Below are 13,480 nucleotides of genomic sequence, written 5' to 3'. Positions count from 1 at the left end.
GTGCTGGCGGTGCGGCCGTCGTTCAGACGCGCTGGACGCTCACGTCCGCAGCAGTCCAGGCCAGAGCGGTGGCGCCGTCGATGAGTGTGCTCTCGGCCCTCTCGCCGACGCAGGACTCGGCGAACGCCGCCTGATGGTTGCTCGCATCGCCGCCCACACCGATATATGGGTGGATGGCGTCGACGATCTGAGAGACATTGCCCATGTCCGTCGAGGCACGGTTCATCGTCGCGGCGACAGGGTCGACGTCGAAGTTCCGGCCCAGAGCCTCGGCGTTGGATCGGTAGTACTCAAGCGCTGCCTCATCGGTGCGCATCTCCGAGTAGCGGCGGCTCTCCGGAGTGATGGTCAGTTGTGCCCCGGTGGCCAGGGCTCCGGCCTCGAAGCAGTTGATGACCTTCTTCTCCACGGCCAGCAGTTCTTCGGTCGTCTCGGCGCGTACGTACCAGCGGCCTTCGGTCTTCTCCGGAATCGCGTTGGGTGCTTCGCCGCCGTTTGTCATCACTCCGTGGACGCGCACGGTATTCGGCAGCTGCTGACGCAGGAGGCCGAGGGCGACCTGGGCGATGAGGAAGCCATCATTGGCGTTGATTCCGCGCTCGGGATAAGCGGCCGCATGAGCGGCCCGCCCGGTGTATTCGACGTGCCAATGAGTGACGGCGAAGGGTTCGGCCTCGGCGACATCGACGGGCGCTGGATGAGCCATGAGCGCGAAGTCGAGTTCGGTGAAGGCCCCGCGGTCGAGCAGTTCGATCTTGCCTCCGCCGCCCTCTTCGGCCGGGGTGCCGATGACTTCGACGGTGATGCCGAGCTCCGCGGCCGCCTCGGCGAGGCCGATCGCCCCGCCGACGCTCATCGCGGCGATGAGGTTGTGGCCGCAGGCATGACCGAGGCCGGGCAGGGCGTCGTACTCGGCGAGGAAGCCGACGGTGAACTCACCGGTTCCGTACGTGGCGCGGAATGCGGTCTCGAGCCCGAGGTAGGGGCGTTCGATGGTGAAGCCGTGCTCGGCCAAGACCTCGGCGACGGCGGCCGAGGAGTGGAACTCCTGCCAGCCGAGCTCGGGGTCATCGTGGAGGGAGTTCGACAGTTCGATGAGCCGTGGGACAACCTCGGCAATTCGGGTGGCGACTCGATCCTTGACTGCGGTTGCCGCGTCGTTCATCGGTCGTCTCCGGGGACGCCGTAGGACGGTGAGGCCGCCGGATCGAGACCGCGAGTGATGTAGTCGTTGCGCTGCGGCATCCAGATCTCGAGGAGGCGGCCGAGCTGCCCGATCGGATCCTCATCGGCCCAATCGACGCGCAGATCGGTGACCCTCCAGCCTGAGCCGTTGACCACGGACAGGCCGGCGGAGTGGACGGGGCCGGCTTCGCCGCCGGCGGCCATCGCTGCCTCGAAGGCTGCGAAGAGGCGTTCTTCGAGGCGACCGGTGGCAGACAGCGCGGTCTCGACGAAGGCGTCGAGCACCTCGAGGTTTGCGAGCATATTGCCTCCGGCCACGGCGTTGGTCTCGGTGCGGGCACCGAAGATGCCGAGTGCCTGTGCGCCCGAGTGCGCGGCGGTGTTACCAGCAGCGTCGATGACGAGGAGCTGCCGAAAGTCGATCGCGGTCGGATCGGCAGCAGCGACGACGGCGTCGAGTGCCGTCTGCGCGTCTTTGCCGGCGCGCATCTCGTCGATGATGGCCGGGCCGAGCCGCGGGTCGGTGATGTTCTGGGAATTCACCCCGCCGATCCCGTCGGCGAGATTGATGCAGCGTGCGGCGACGGCCGGTGAGGACGAAGAGATCGCGGAGCCGAACTCCCCGGTCTCGGCATCGTGGAGGAGGAGCGAGAAGGTCACTGGGCCACCTCGGTCCGTCCCGCCTCGGCGGTGTTGCTGATGACGGCGGTGGCGTCGATCTCGACGAGCCACTCGGGCCGAGCCAGAGCTTGGACGACGATGCCCGTCGAGACGGGGAAGACTCCCTTGAGCCACTTGCCCATCGTCCGGTAGACGTCCTCGCGGTAGCGGGGGTCGATGATGTAGACGGTGACCTTGACGATGTCGGCGAGGCTGCTGCCGGCTTCTTCGAGCAGCATTGCGATGTTCGCCATCGCCTTCTCGGCCTGCGCGGTGACATCGCCGATGCCCACCGACTCCCGGGTCTCAAGGTCCTGACCGATCTGTCCGCGCAGGTAGACGACACCGCCGGCGACGACGGCCTGGCAGAGATCGTTGTCGAGATTCTGCTCCGGATAGGTGTCCTTGGTGTTGAACATTCTCAGTCGTGTATGCGTCGGCTCTGCCATGGCGGTGTCTCCTCGTCGAGTGAAGCGGTCGTTGTCTGCACCCATTCTCGAGACATTCCATTCATCTGTGAAATAGTTATAATTTAGTCAGAGCATCTACAAATCAGATTCTTCATCGCTGGGAGCCGCAATGGTGCAGAGATTCGCGATCACGCTGACTCAGCTGTCGTACTTCGCCGAATGCGCGAAGACGCTCAATATGACCGAAGCCAGCCAGGAGCTGCACATCGCCCAGTCGGCGGTGTCGACGGCGATCAACCAGCTGGAGAAGGCCCTCGGTGCTCCGCTGTTCGTGCGTCAGCACTCGAAGGGCCTCGTGCTGACCTCGGCCGGCGAGAGCCTGCTGCACGAGACCCGGGAGATCTTCGGGCGGATCACCGACGCCGTCGACTCGATCCAGGCCGGACAGCGTGAGGTGCGCGGAACCATCGTCATCGCCTGCTTCCAGACGATCGCGCCCTTCCTGCTGCCGCAGCTGCTCCAGCGATTGGGCGAGCGTCACCCCGAGCTGACCGTGGAGGTCGTCGAGGGAGACCACGAGGAGAGCATCGACGCCCTGCGCAGCGGGCGGGTCGAACTCGCGCTCAACTACGACCTCACCGAATCCGACGGCATCCGCGCCGAGATCGTCGGCGAGGCTAGGCCGCACGTCATCGTCGGCACCGATCACCGTCTCGCCCGTCGGAAGAAGGTCTCGCTGTCCGAGCTCGCCGAAGATGACTTCGTCGTCCTCGACCTGCCCGACAGTCGAGAGTACTTCCTCAACATGCTCCGCCTGGCCGGCATCACCCCGCATGTGCGCTATCGCAGCTCGAGCTACGAGACTGTGCGCTCGATGGTCGCCATGGGCCTCGGGTTCTCCATCCTCAACCAGCGACCGCGCATCCGACAGACCTACACGGGGGAGCGGACGACGATCCTCGAGATCTCCGATCCCGTCCCCACCCTGCACGTGGCCGTGTCCACCCTGGCTCGATCCGGCCAGACGGCGAAGGCCGCTGCCGTGTCCGACGTCGTCCGCGAGATCCTCGCCGAGGTGGCTCCCGAGTCAGGCTGAGAGCGTTTCCGTTAGATACCCCTAAGCGATCGACGACTAAGTATTGCATCTATTCATAAGATGCAGTGGACCGTGAAGAACTATTGGCATTGCCGCTTCCACCTGCGGTTTGCTGGAAGGCGTCAGGGCAACATCGAAGTTGTGCCCGCCAGCAACGAAGCAGATGCCGCCGCAGCGCGGCACCGACGGAAGGGTGTCCATGTCGAACACAGCCGCAGAAACCACCGAGGTCGTCGTCATCGGCGGCGGCCAGGCCGGTGTCGCGATGAGCGAGCATCTCAGCGAACGGGGAGTGGCCCATGTCGTCCTCGAACGCGACAGGGTCGCCGAGGCCTGGCGCTCCCGCCGGTGGGACTCCCTCGTCGCCAACGGACCCGCCTGGCACGATCGCTTCCCCACACAGGAGTTCGCGGTCACCGATCCCGACGGCTTCGCCACGAAGGGACAGGTCGCCGAATACTTCCAGACCCTCGTCGAGGCCAAGGGCCTGCCGGTGCGCACCGGGGTCAGTGCCACCTCGGTGACGGAGAACGCGGGATCCCGCGGATTCCGCGTGGCCACCGATGCCGGAGTCATCGACGCCGACTACGTCGTCGCCGCCACGGGCCCGTTCCAGACCCCGCGGATCCCCGAGATCATCCCCGCCGAGGCGGGACTGACGCAGATCCACTCGAACGACTACAAGAACCCCGAACAGCTCGACGACGGCGGCGTCCTCGTCGTCGGCGCCGGGTCGTCCGGCGTGCAGATCGCCGCCGAGATCCAGCGGTCGGGTCGACCGGTCCACCTCGCCGTCGGTCCCCATGACCGTCCGCCGCGCGCCTACCGCAGCCGCGATTTCTGCTGGTGGCTCGGCGTGCTGGGCAAATGGGACATGGCCACCCCGCCGGCCGGAGCCGAGCATGTCACGATCGCCGTCAGCGGAGCGCAGGGCGGACACACCGTCGACTTCCGTGACCTCGCGAACTCGGGCATCACCCTGCTCGGCCGAGCGAACTCCTATGCCGACGGCATCCTGCACATCGGTGACGACCTGCAGCGGAACATCGCCCGCGGCGACGAGAACTACCTGTCGCTGCTGCGTGAAGCCGATGAGTACATCGAACGCAACGGCCTCGACCTGCCACCCGAGCCCGAGGCGCACGTCCTCGGACCGGACCCGGACAGCGTCAGCGACCCGATCCGCGAACTCGACATTGCTGCAGCGGGGATCCGCACCGTGATCTGGGCGACCGGATTCGGTGTCGACTACTCCTGGTTAGGCGTCGACGGCGTCCTCGACGAAAGCGGATACCCAGTGCAGAAGCGCGGGGTCAGCCCTGTCCCCGGTATGTACTTCCTCGGGCTGCCCTGGCTGTCCCGACGCGGGTCGAGCTTCATCTGGGGAGTGTGGCACGACGCGAAGTACCTCGCCGACCAGATCGGCATCCAGCGGATGTACCGTGACTACACGCCGAGGACGGCGGCTGCGGTTGAGACGGCAGGGTCAGGAAACCGTCAGCAGTCCGAGGAGCCGGACAGCCGTCACCGAGGTCTCATTCCCGCACCCGTCGAAATGTGAGACGCTGAAATCACTATGACTGAGTCGACTTCATCCTCACCGCAGACCGCTTCGATTCCCCTGACCTCGCAGAACCCGCAGACCGTGCCGACCCGCACCGAGACCGACTCGATCGGCAGCATGGAGATTCCCGACACCGCCTATTGGGGCGTGCACACGGCCCGGGCGAACGAGAACTTCCCGATCACCCGCCGCCCGATCAACGTCTACCCTGATTTCGTCCGCGCTTTCGCCTGCGTCAAGCAGGCCGCGGCTCGGGCGAACGCGGAGATCGGGGCGCTCGACGAGCAGCGGGCGAACCTCATCGACTCCGCGTGTGAAGAGATCAAGGCCGGCAAGCTCCATGATCAGTTCACCGTCGGGGTCGTCCAGGGCGGAGCCGGCACGTCGACGAATATGAACGCCAACGAGGTCATCACCAACCGCGCCCTCGAGATCGCCGGTCGACCCAAGGGCGATTACGCCTTCCTCAACCCGAACGACCATACCAACCACAGTCAGTCGACGAACGACACCTACCCGACCGCCATCAAGATCGCACTGTCGTTCTCACTGCAGAACCTCCTCGGCGAGCTCACCCTGCTCGCCGACGCCTTCGCGGCCAAGGGGCGGGAATTCGCTCACATCGTCAAGGTCGGGCGCACCCAGCTGCAGGATGCGGTGCCGATGACCCTCGGTCAGGAGTTCACCGCGTTCGCGGTGACTCTGCGTGAGGACGTTCAGCGGCTCGAAGAGGCAGTCGCACTCCTCGGCGAGGTGAACATGGGGGCCACGGCCATCGGCACCTCGATCAACGCCCCGGTCGGCTACAAGGAAGCGGTCATCAAGCACCTGCGACAGATCACCGGTCTCGATCTGGTCACCGCCGGCGATCTCGTCGAATCCACCTCTGACACCGGAGTCTTCATCACGTTCTCGGGTGCGCTCAAGCGCAGTGCGCTGAAGATGTCGAAGATCGCCAACGATCTGCGTCTGCTGTCCTCGGGACCGCAGGCCGGCCTCGGCGAGATCAACCTGCCCGCCCGTCAGGCGGGGTCGTCGATCATGCCCGGCAAGGTCAATCCCGTCATCCCCGAGGCGGTCTCCCAGGTCGCGTACTCCGTGGCTGGGGCCGATGTCACCGTGTCCATGGCCGTCGAGGCTGGGCAGCTGCAGCTCAATGCCTTCGAACCGATCGTCGCTCACTCGCTGTTCCAGTCGATCACGTGGCTCGAACGGGCCTGCCAGACATTCCGGGTCAACTGCGTCACCGGAATCACTGCCAACGAGGACCGGCTGAACGATATCGTCGACCGCTCCGTCACCGTCATCACCGCGCTCGCCCCGGTCATCGGCTATGCCTCGGCAGCGAAGTTGGCCAAGGAGGCTCTGGCGAGGAACCAATCGATCTCGGACCTCGTCGTCGAACACGGCCTGCTCGAGCGAGATCAGCTCGGTGAGATCCTCAGTCCCGAACGGCTGACCGGAATGCCGGCTGACGACAGCGTCGACAATTCGGCCGACAGCGCCGAGGCGGTTCCTCGCGACGAGATGACCGGGGAGCTTCCCGTCATCCCTGATTCGGAGGGCTGAACGGCTCGGTTGTCCGTCGCCAAGCGCGCTGCTGCTTCGACGCTCGATGATCGCAGTCCGCCCAGGGCATCACCGGACTGCACATGTCGTGTGTCCGCGCGCGTAACCTTGCAGGAGCACTGTGCACGTGGAACCACTGATTCTCCGACCGATGACAGCTCCGAGAGGTGACGCACGATGTCGATTGATGCCTATCTGTTCTTCAGCGACGGAACATGCGCTGAAGCGTTCAACCGCTACCAGGAGATCTTCGGCGGCGAGCTGACGATCATGTTGATGAAAGACGTCCCCGAAGACCAGCGCATGCCCGGTTCGACCGATGAGACCGTCATGCACGCTGCCCTGAAATTCGGGGACACCTTGCTGATGGGCTCGGACGACACCACAGGTGACGGAGGTCCGAGGCGAGGCATCGCTCTGTCCTACACGGCCTCCGACCTGGAGGCCGCCGGCACGGTGTTCGCCGGACTGTCCGAGGGAGGCGAGGTCCAGATGCCGCTGGGGCCGACGTTCTGGTCCGAAGGCTTCGGCATGTGTCTCGACAAGTACGGGGTGCCGTGGATCGTCGATACTGCCGCCGCGTCTGACGGCTAGCCGCGTCGAGGCAGAACCGGCTACTCCCCGGTCCACTCCACCGGGGTCTTGGTGAGGAAGCCTTCGACGGCGTTCGCGAAGTCCTGGCTGCCGTAGACCCGTGAGACGACATCGGCATCGTCGACGGGATTGCCGTCGGCCAGCCGGCGGAGATTCTCCTTGATCGCCCACTGCGTCAACGGTGCCCCGGACACGACCCGATCGATGAGGGCCTCGGCTTCGGCATCGAGATCCTCGGCGACCGCTGTGAGAAATCCGGAGGCCAGCGCCTCCTGGGCGTCGACCTTCCGTGCGGTGATGAGCATCGACGCGGTCCGCGGTTCGCCGAAAGCCCGGACCAGCCGGCGCAGCGTGTTCGCCGAGAGAGTGTTGCCCAAGGTCCGAGCGATGGGAACGGAGAACGCCGAGGAGGCAGATCCGATCCGCAGATCCGCGCAGCACGCGATTCCCAGTCCTCCGCCCGCACAGTGGCCGTCGATGACGGCGATGACCGGTTTGTCGACCGCGGCCAGGGCACCGAGCACCTCGTCGATGCGCCGCTCGTACGCGACACCGTCCTCACCGGTGAACCCACGGAACTGCGCGATGTCCGTGCCGGCGACGAAGGCCCGACCCCCGGCTCCGCGAAGGACGAGGGCACGCAGATCCGGATCCGCGTCGACCCGGGCAGCCGCCTCGGCGAGCTTCTGGTACATCTCGAACGTCATCGCATTGCGGGCCTCGGGACGGTTGAAGGTCACGCGCAGACCGGCCCCGACCACTTCGGTGAGCACATGATCGCTCATGGCCGGACCTCCTCGGTGACGTTGCGGGCTCCGGCATCGGCGGTGCCCGATCCGGCAGCGCCCGTCTCCGCAGTGCCCGCGAACTCCGCGAGCACCCGGTCGGTGTCCGCGCCGAGTGACGGTCCGGCAGGGCCGTGGGTCAGCGGCGAACGGGAGAAGCGCATCGGGTTGCCCACCTGCGTCACCTCGCCGAGGCGGGGGTGCTGGGAAGGCCAGAAGAAGTTCCGTTCCCGCAGGTGAGCGTCGGTGAAGACCTGCTCGTAGTCATTGATCGGGGCGGCCGGGACGCCGACGCGATTCATCTCCTCGACCACCTCGGCGATGGTGCGCTTCCGCAGCCGATCCTCGATGACGGCGATGAGAGCCTCCCTGTTGGCGAACCGCAGCTCGGGCTCGGCGTACTTCGGGTGGTGCTCGAGATCGGCGAGGTCGAAGGCCGAGCAGAACCGCATCCACGTGGCTGGGGTGTTCGCACCGATGGTGACGAACCCGTCGCCGACCTCGATCGCCTGATACGGTGCCTGCGCCTGATGCGCCGAGCCGTTCGGTCGGCTCACCGTCCCGGCGCCGAAGTACCCGCCGGCCTCCCACACCGCCAAGGACACGGCGGATTCGAAGAGAGAGACGTCGAGGTACTGGCCCTGCCCGGACTCGCGCCGCTCATACAGCGCCGAGACGATGCCGAGCGCGACGTAGAGAGCGGTCGAGAGATCGGAGATCGGCACCCCGACCTTCGCCGGCGGCTGATCGGGGAATCCTGTGATGCTCATCAGTCCCGACCGGGCCTGCGCCATGATGTCGAGGCCGGCCAGCGGAGCCAGCGGACCGTCCTGACCCCACCCGGAGGCGGAAGCGTAGATGAGCCCGGGATGGTCCTGACGCAGATCCTCGTACCCGAACCCCATCTTTGTCAGCGCCCCGGGTCGCATGTTCTCCACGAGCACATCCGCCTCGGCGAGCAGACTGTGCAGACCCGCCCTGCCTGCGTCTGATTTGAGGTCGAGGACGATCGACTCCTTATTGCGGTTGAGGCGGATGAACGGGCTCGACTCGCCATCGACGAACGGCCCTGAAGAGCGCATCGGATCGCCGCTGGGCGGTTCGATCTTGATCACGCGGGCGCCCATATCGGCTAGCTGCATCGACGCGTACGGTCCGGCGATGAACACGCCGAGCTCGAGCACGGTCACCCCCGACAGCGGTCCTGGTGCTGAGTCCTCACTCATCTCGTCCTCTCTGATCGGTCGGTTCGTCTCAGTCGTTTCGGGGCACCCGCCAGTTCACCCATCGGCGGGTTCGGGCAGACGGGAGGCGCGGGCCGAATGCTCCGGCTTCGAGGCTTCGCCGGTGAGCAGCTGCGGCAGTGTCATGCCGTTCACGTTCGCGAGATCCGCCGCCTGTGTCCGGCAGGAGAACCCATCGGCCAAGAAGATCGAATCCGCCGGGGCGTCGCGCAGAGCCGGCAGCAGAGCGTTCTCAGCCACCGCCACCGAAGTCTCGTAGTGGCCGGCCTCCATGCCGAAGTTCCCGGCCAGACCGCAGCAGCCGGCGAGCTCGCGCACCGTCGCTCCCGTGCGCTCGAGGAGCGCCCGGTCTGCGGCGAAGCCCATGACCGAATGCTGGTGGCAGTGCGGTTGGACGACGACGGTGCGGCCCGTGAGATCGGGAACATCGAACTCCGCATCGACGAGGACCTCGGCCAGCGTCGAGGTGGTCGCCGCGATCCGCCTGGCCCGTTCGTCATCGGGAAACAGGTCGTCGAGGTCGCTGCGCAGCACCGCGGTGCAGCTCGGTTCGATTCCGACGATGGGAATGTTCTTCCGCGCGTAGGGATCGAGGATCGCCATCGTCGACTCGAGCTTCCGCTTCGCCGCGTCGAGCTGTCCGGTGGAGATGAGTGTGAGCCCGCAGCAGGCCTGTTTCGAAGGCAGCAGGATCTCGAAACCGGCCGACTCCAGCAGGTCGACGGCCGTTCTCGCCCCGGCGTCGGAGAGGTATTCGGTGAACGAATCCGCCCACAGCAGGACCTGCTTCTTCCTTGCGTCGGAAGTGCTGATGTATTCGTCGGCGACGAGGGCGTCGCGATCCGCCGTTGAGGCATCGCGCGCCTCGGTGGGGGAGAGGCGGGACTTCGCCCAGCGGGAGAAGCGTCGGTCGTTGAACCGGACCATCTTCCGTCGGGGGTCCATTCCGCCGCCGGACAGGACCAGCTTGGCCAGGGGACGGACCCCCAGCGCCGCGTTCACCACTGAACTGACTCCGGGAATCGCGGTGAGCAGTCGCCCCCAGCTCGGCAGCCAGCCCAGGGAATAGTGCGACAGCGGACGGAGCTTGCCGCGGTAGGTGCGGTGGAGGACCTCGGACTTGTACTGTGCCATATCGACCCCGGCCGGGCAGTCGGACGAACAGGCCTTGCAGCTCAGACACAGGTCGAGCGAGTCAGCCACCTCGGCGCTGTCCCAGGTGTCGAACAGGCCTCCGTTGGTCACCTCTTGGAGGACTCGGGCGCGGCCGCGGGTGGAATCCTTCTCATCCTTCGTCGCCAGATACGACGGGCACATGAAGCCGCCGGCCCCGGAGGTATCCGCACGGCATTTGCCGACGCCCACGCAGCGGTGGACGGCGTTCGTGAAGCTGCCCTTGTCGTGGGCGAAGGCGAAGCCGCCGGCCGTGCCGATCGAGATCGACTGCGGCCTGCGCAGGTCAGCGGTGATCGGCAGAGGGTCGACGATGATGCCCGGATTGAGCAGGTTGTCCGGGTCGAAGAGCCGTTTGACCTCGCCGAGGGCGGCGATCGCCTCATCCGAGTGCTGGAGACCGAGGAGTTCGGAGCGGGCTCGCCCGTCGCCGTGCTCGCCGGAAGCGGATCCGCCGTACTTCGTGACGAGTCGCCCGGCCTCCATGACGAAATCGTGGAAGATCTCGACGCCGTCGGGACGGTCGAAGGGGAAGTCCGTGCGCATGTGCACGCAGCCGTCCCCGAAGTGACCGTAGGGCAGACCGCGGACGCCGTAGGAAGCCATCAGCTCGTCCTGGTCGCGCAGGTAGTCGCCGAGCACCTCGGGCGGCACCGCGGCATCTTCCCATCCGGTCCAGGCGGGATTGCCGTCTTCGGTGCGTCCGGCCAGTCCGCCGGCGTCGGCGCGGATGCCCCACAGGGTGCTCGCCTCCTTGCCGGCAGGCAGGATGCGGAAGTGATCGGTGCCGGCATCCGCGGCGATGACCTCGGCATTCGCGACCGCTTCGTCCGCGGTGGCGCCGGCGACCTCGATGAGCAGCCAGCCCTCGCCCGCCGGCAGCTCAGGCACGGCGTCCTTGCCCTTGTGGTTGCGGACCATGTCCATGAGCCGCGAGTCGATGCCTTCGACGGCGAGCGGCCCATGGGGCAGCACCCGGGGCACGGCATCGGCGGCCTCGAACATGTCAGGGTAGCCGAGGACGAGCACCGTCGGTGAGTTCGGAAGATCGCCGAGGCTCACGACCGCCTCGGTGATCGTCGTCAGGGTGCCTTCGCTGCCGACGAGGAACTTCGCGAGATTCGGGCCGTTCTCCGGGAGCAGATGCTCCATCGCATAGGCCGATGCCTGGCGGCTGAACCGACCGAACTCGGTGCGGATGACTCCGAGATGACGGCCGGCCACCTCGGCGAGTCCGGGAATGGGATCGAGCCCGGACCCGGCGAGGAACGACCGGCCGTTGCCGTCGATGGCCGTCATCTCGACGATGTTGTCGACGGTGCGACCGGCCGAGATCGCGTGCGGTCCGCAGGAGTTGTTGCCGATCATGCCCGCGATCGTCGCCCGGTTCTTCGTCGACGGATCAGGCCCGAAGGTCAGCCCGTGTGGTTTCCCGGCTTTCTGCAGCTGACTCATGAGCACCCCGGGTTCGACACGAGCGGTCTTCGCCACCGGGTCGATGTCGAGGATACGGTTGAGGTGGCGGGAGAAGTCGATGACGATGCCGGTGCCGATCGAATTGCCCGCCTGTGAGGTGCCGCCGCCGCGGGAGGTGATGGGCACCCGGTGTGACCTGGCCACGTCGAGGATCGTGACGACGTCGGCCGTGGTCTTCGGGAAGGCCACGACCTGCGGGACGATCCGGTAGTTCGAGGCGTCGACGGCATATTCGGCCAGACGGCGGGCCGAGGTGTCGACGCCGCCTTCGATGCTGCGCGTGAGATCGGTGACGAGGTCGGTGACGTTCGTGTTCGTGTCAGCAGTCGTGTCGGCGCTCATGGTGAGCTCAGCCCTCGCGCAGGATGTCGAGGGCGGCTCCGAGGCCGGCCGGGTCGATCTTCACTCCCGCCAGCTGCAGTCCCATCTGGACCCCGGCCAGTGTGCCTGCAAGGGTGAGATCATTGAGATCGCCGAGGTGGCCGATCCGGAAGACCGTCCCCTGGAGTTTGGAGAGGCCCGCCCCCAGAGACATGTCGAAGCGGTCGAGGATGAGCTTTCTCAACTCGTCTGCGTCGTGCCCTTCGGGCATGACGACGGCGGTGAGCACGGGGGAGTATTCGCTCTCGTTCGTGCACAGCACTTCGAGGCCCCAGGCTTCGACCGCGGCTCGCGTCGCTTCGCCGAAGCGGATATGTCGAGCGAAGACGTTCTCCAGGCCCTCTTCGTTCAGCAGCCGCAGAGACTCCTTGAGTCCGAACAGGATGTTCGTGTTCGGGGTGTAGGGAGTCATTCCGTTTCTGCCGGCGGCGAGCATCTCCGTCCAGTTCCATACGGACTTCGGCAGGGACGAGGACTCGTGGGCGGCCAGCGCCTTGTCGCTGACGGCGTTGAAGGACAGCCCCGGCGGGAGCATGAGGCCCTTCTGTGAGCCCGAGACGGTGACGTCGACGCGCCATTCGTCGTGCCGGTAGTCGACGGAACCGAGCGAGGAGATCGTGTCGACCATGAACAGAGCTGGGTGGTCTGCGGCGTCGATGGCCGCGCGGATCTCGGGAATGCGGCTCGTGACTCCGGTTGAGGTCTCGTTGTGGACGACGCATACGGCCTTGAAGCGGTGAGCTGTGTCGGCGGCGAGAGCCTCGCCGATCTTCTGCGGATCGGCACCGGTGCGCCAATCCCCGGCAATGACCGTGGGTCTGAGACCCCATTTCTCGGCCATCGTCTTCCATAGTGAGGAGAAATGACCGGTTTCGTAACAGAGGATCTCGTCGCCGGGGTTGAGCGTGTTGACCAGCGCAGCCTCCCACGCCCCGGTTCCCGTGGCTGGGTAGATGACGACCTGATTGGCGGTTCCGAAGATGTCGGCCATGCCTGAGAGCACATGACTGAAGAGCTCTTTGAACGCCGGGCCGCGATGGTCGATGGTGGGCATCGAAATGGCCCGAAGAACAGTATCGGGAACGTTGCTGGGGCCCGGAATCTGTAGGAAATGCCGTCCGCTGATAGTCATTGAAGAATCCTCTCTGATTCCACGATGCGGTACATCATTTTCATTTGACGCTACCACAATGATTTCGAATGAAAAATGCCCTTTCCAGGATTCGGAACGGAAATCTGCGCCGATCGTCTCGTCGAGCGAGTCGAGTATTTCTGCTCCGATTCAGCTGGAGGTATTCCATTTCTTCTGAGCTTTGGACCTGGGGATATGTGGATCCGTAAGA

General features: G+C 65.8%; 11 protein-coding genes. 4 read left to right on the top strand and 7 right to left on the bottom strand.

Features of this window, described 5'->3' with window-relative positions; genetic code table 11:
* Positions 1–22: 22 nt before the first annotated feature.
* Genes D3I60_RS16040 through D3I60_RS16030 form a run of 3 tightly spaced genes read right to left on the bottom strand, consistent with a single transcriptional unit; the run spans position 23 to position 2,294 of the window.
* Positions 23–1,165: a M20 family metallopeptidase gene (locus D3I60_RS16040; protein WP_262777511.1), complete on the bottom strand. Its 1,143-nt coding sequence runs from the start codon at positions 1,163–1,165 to the stop codon at positions 23–25.
* A complete protein-coding gene (locus D3I60_RS16035) occupies positions 1,162–1,845 on the bottom strand; it encodes a DUF1028 domain-containing protein (RefSeq protein ID WP_262777509.1) in 684 nt (227 codons plus the stop codon). The genes D3I60_RS16040 and D3I60_RS16035 overlap by 4 nt, the downstream gene beginning before the upstream one ends.
* The gene (locus tag D3I60_RS16030; RefSeq protein WP_262777508.1) at positions 1,842–2,294 is read right to left on the bottom strand and encodes a RidA family protein; all 453 of its coding nucleotides are present in this window, start codon (positions 2,292–2,294) and stop codon (positions 1,842–1,844) included. The genes D3I60_RS16035 and D3I60_RS16030 overlap by 4 nt, the downstream gene beginning before the upstream one ends.
* 130 nt (positions 2,295–2,424) lie before the next feature.
* Here D3I60_RS16030 and D3I60_RS16025 point away from each other — a divergent pair, with 130 nt between their 5' ends.
* The 4 genes from D3I60_RS16025 to D3I60_RS16010 all read left to right on the top strand — a co-directional run bounded on the left by D3I60_RS16025 (position 2,425) and on the right by D3I60_RS16010 (position 7,078).
* A complete protein-coding gene (locus tag D3I60_RS16025) occupies positions 2,425–3,351 on the top strand; it encodes a LysR substrate-binding domain-containing protein (protein ID WP_262777506.1) in 927 nt (308 codons plus the stop codon).
* A 199-nt stretch (positions 3,352–3,550) separates the two neighbouring features.
* On the top strand, positions 3,551–4,912 hold the full coding sequence (locus tag D3I60_RS16020; protein WP_262777504.1) for a flavin-containing monooxygenase: 1,362 nt from the start codon (positions 3,551–3,553) through the stop codon (positions 4,910–4,912).
* Positions 4,913–4,927: 15 nt separating this feature from the next.
* Positions 4,928–6,484: an aspartate ammonia-lyase gene (locus D3I60_RS16015; protein ID WP_262777503.1), complete on the top strand. Its 1,557-nt coding sequence runs from the start codon at positions 4,928–4,930 to the stop codon at positions 6,482–6,484.
* A gap of 177 nt (positions 6,485–6,661) precedes the next feature.
* Complete coding sequence (locus D3I60_RS16010; RefSeq protein WP_262777501.1) at positions 6,662–7,078, top strand: VOC family protein; 417 nt, start codon at positions 6,662–6,664, stop codon at positions 7,076–7,078.
* Positions 7,079–7,098: 20 nt separating this feature from the next.
* On the opposite strand, the gene D3I60_RS16005 is transcribed toward D3I60_RS16010, so the two are convergent.
* The 4 genes from D3I60_RS16005 to D3I60_RS15990 are packed head-to-tail and all read right to left on the bottom strand — an operon-like array spanning position 7,099 to position 13,269.
* The gene (locus tag D3I60_RS16005; RefSeq protein ID WP_262777499.1) at positions 7,099–7,863 is read right to left on the bottom strand and encodes an enoyl-CoA hydratase; all 765 of its coding nucleotides are present in this window, start codon (positions 7,861–7,863) and stop codon (positions 7,099–7,101) included.
* Complete coding sequence (locus tag D3I60_RS16000) at positions 7,860–9,089, bottom strand: CaiB/BaiF CoA transferase family protein (protein WP_262777497.1); 1,230 nt, start codon at positions 9,087–9,089, stop codon at positions 7,860–7,862. The genes D3I60_RS16005 and D3I60_RS16000 overlap by 4 nt, the downstream gene beginning before the upstream one ends.
* Positions 9,090–9,143: 54 nt before the next feature.
* Positions 9,144–12,098 (bottom strand): FAD-binding and (Fe-S)-binding domain-containing protein, encoded by a 2,955-nt coding sequence (locus D3I60_RS15995; RefSeq protein ID WP_262777496.1) that lies wholly within the window; start codon positions 12,096–12,098, stop codon positions 9,144–9,146.
* A gap of 7 nt (positions 12,099–12,105) precedes the next feature.
* Positions 12,106–13,269: a pyridoxal-phosphate-dependent aminotransferase family protein gene (locus D3I60_RS15990; RefSeq protein ID WP_262777494.1), complete on the bottom strand. Its 1,164-nt coding sequence runs from the start codon at positions 13,267–13,269 to the stop codon at positions 12,106–12,108.
* Between the last annotated feature and the right edge of the window lie 211 nt (positions 13,270–13,480).

It is taken from the genome of Brevibacterium permense (assembly GCF_025506275.1).
GTDB classification, from domain to species: Bacteria; Actinomycetota; Actinomycetes; order Actinomycetales; family Brevibacteriaceae; genus Brevibacterium; species Brevibacterium permense_A.
The sequence above is the reverse complement of the archived record's forward strand: the minus strand, read 5'-3'. Positions and strand labels throughout refer to the sequence as shown.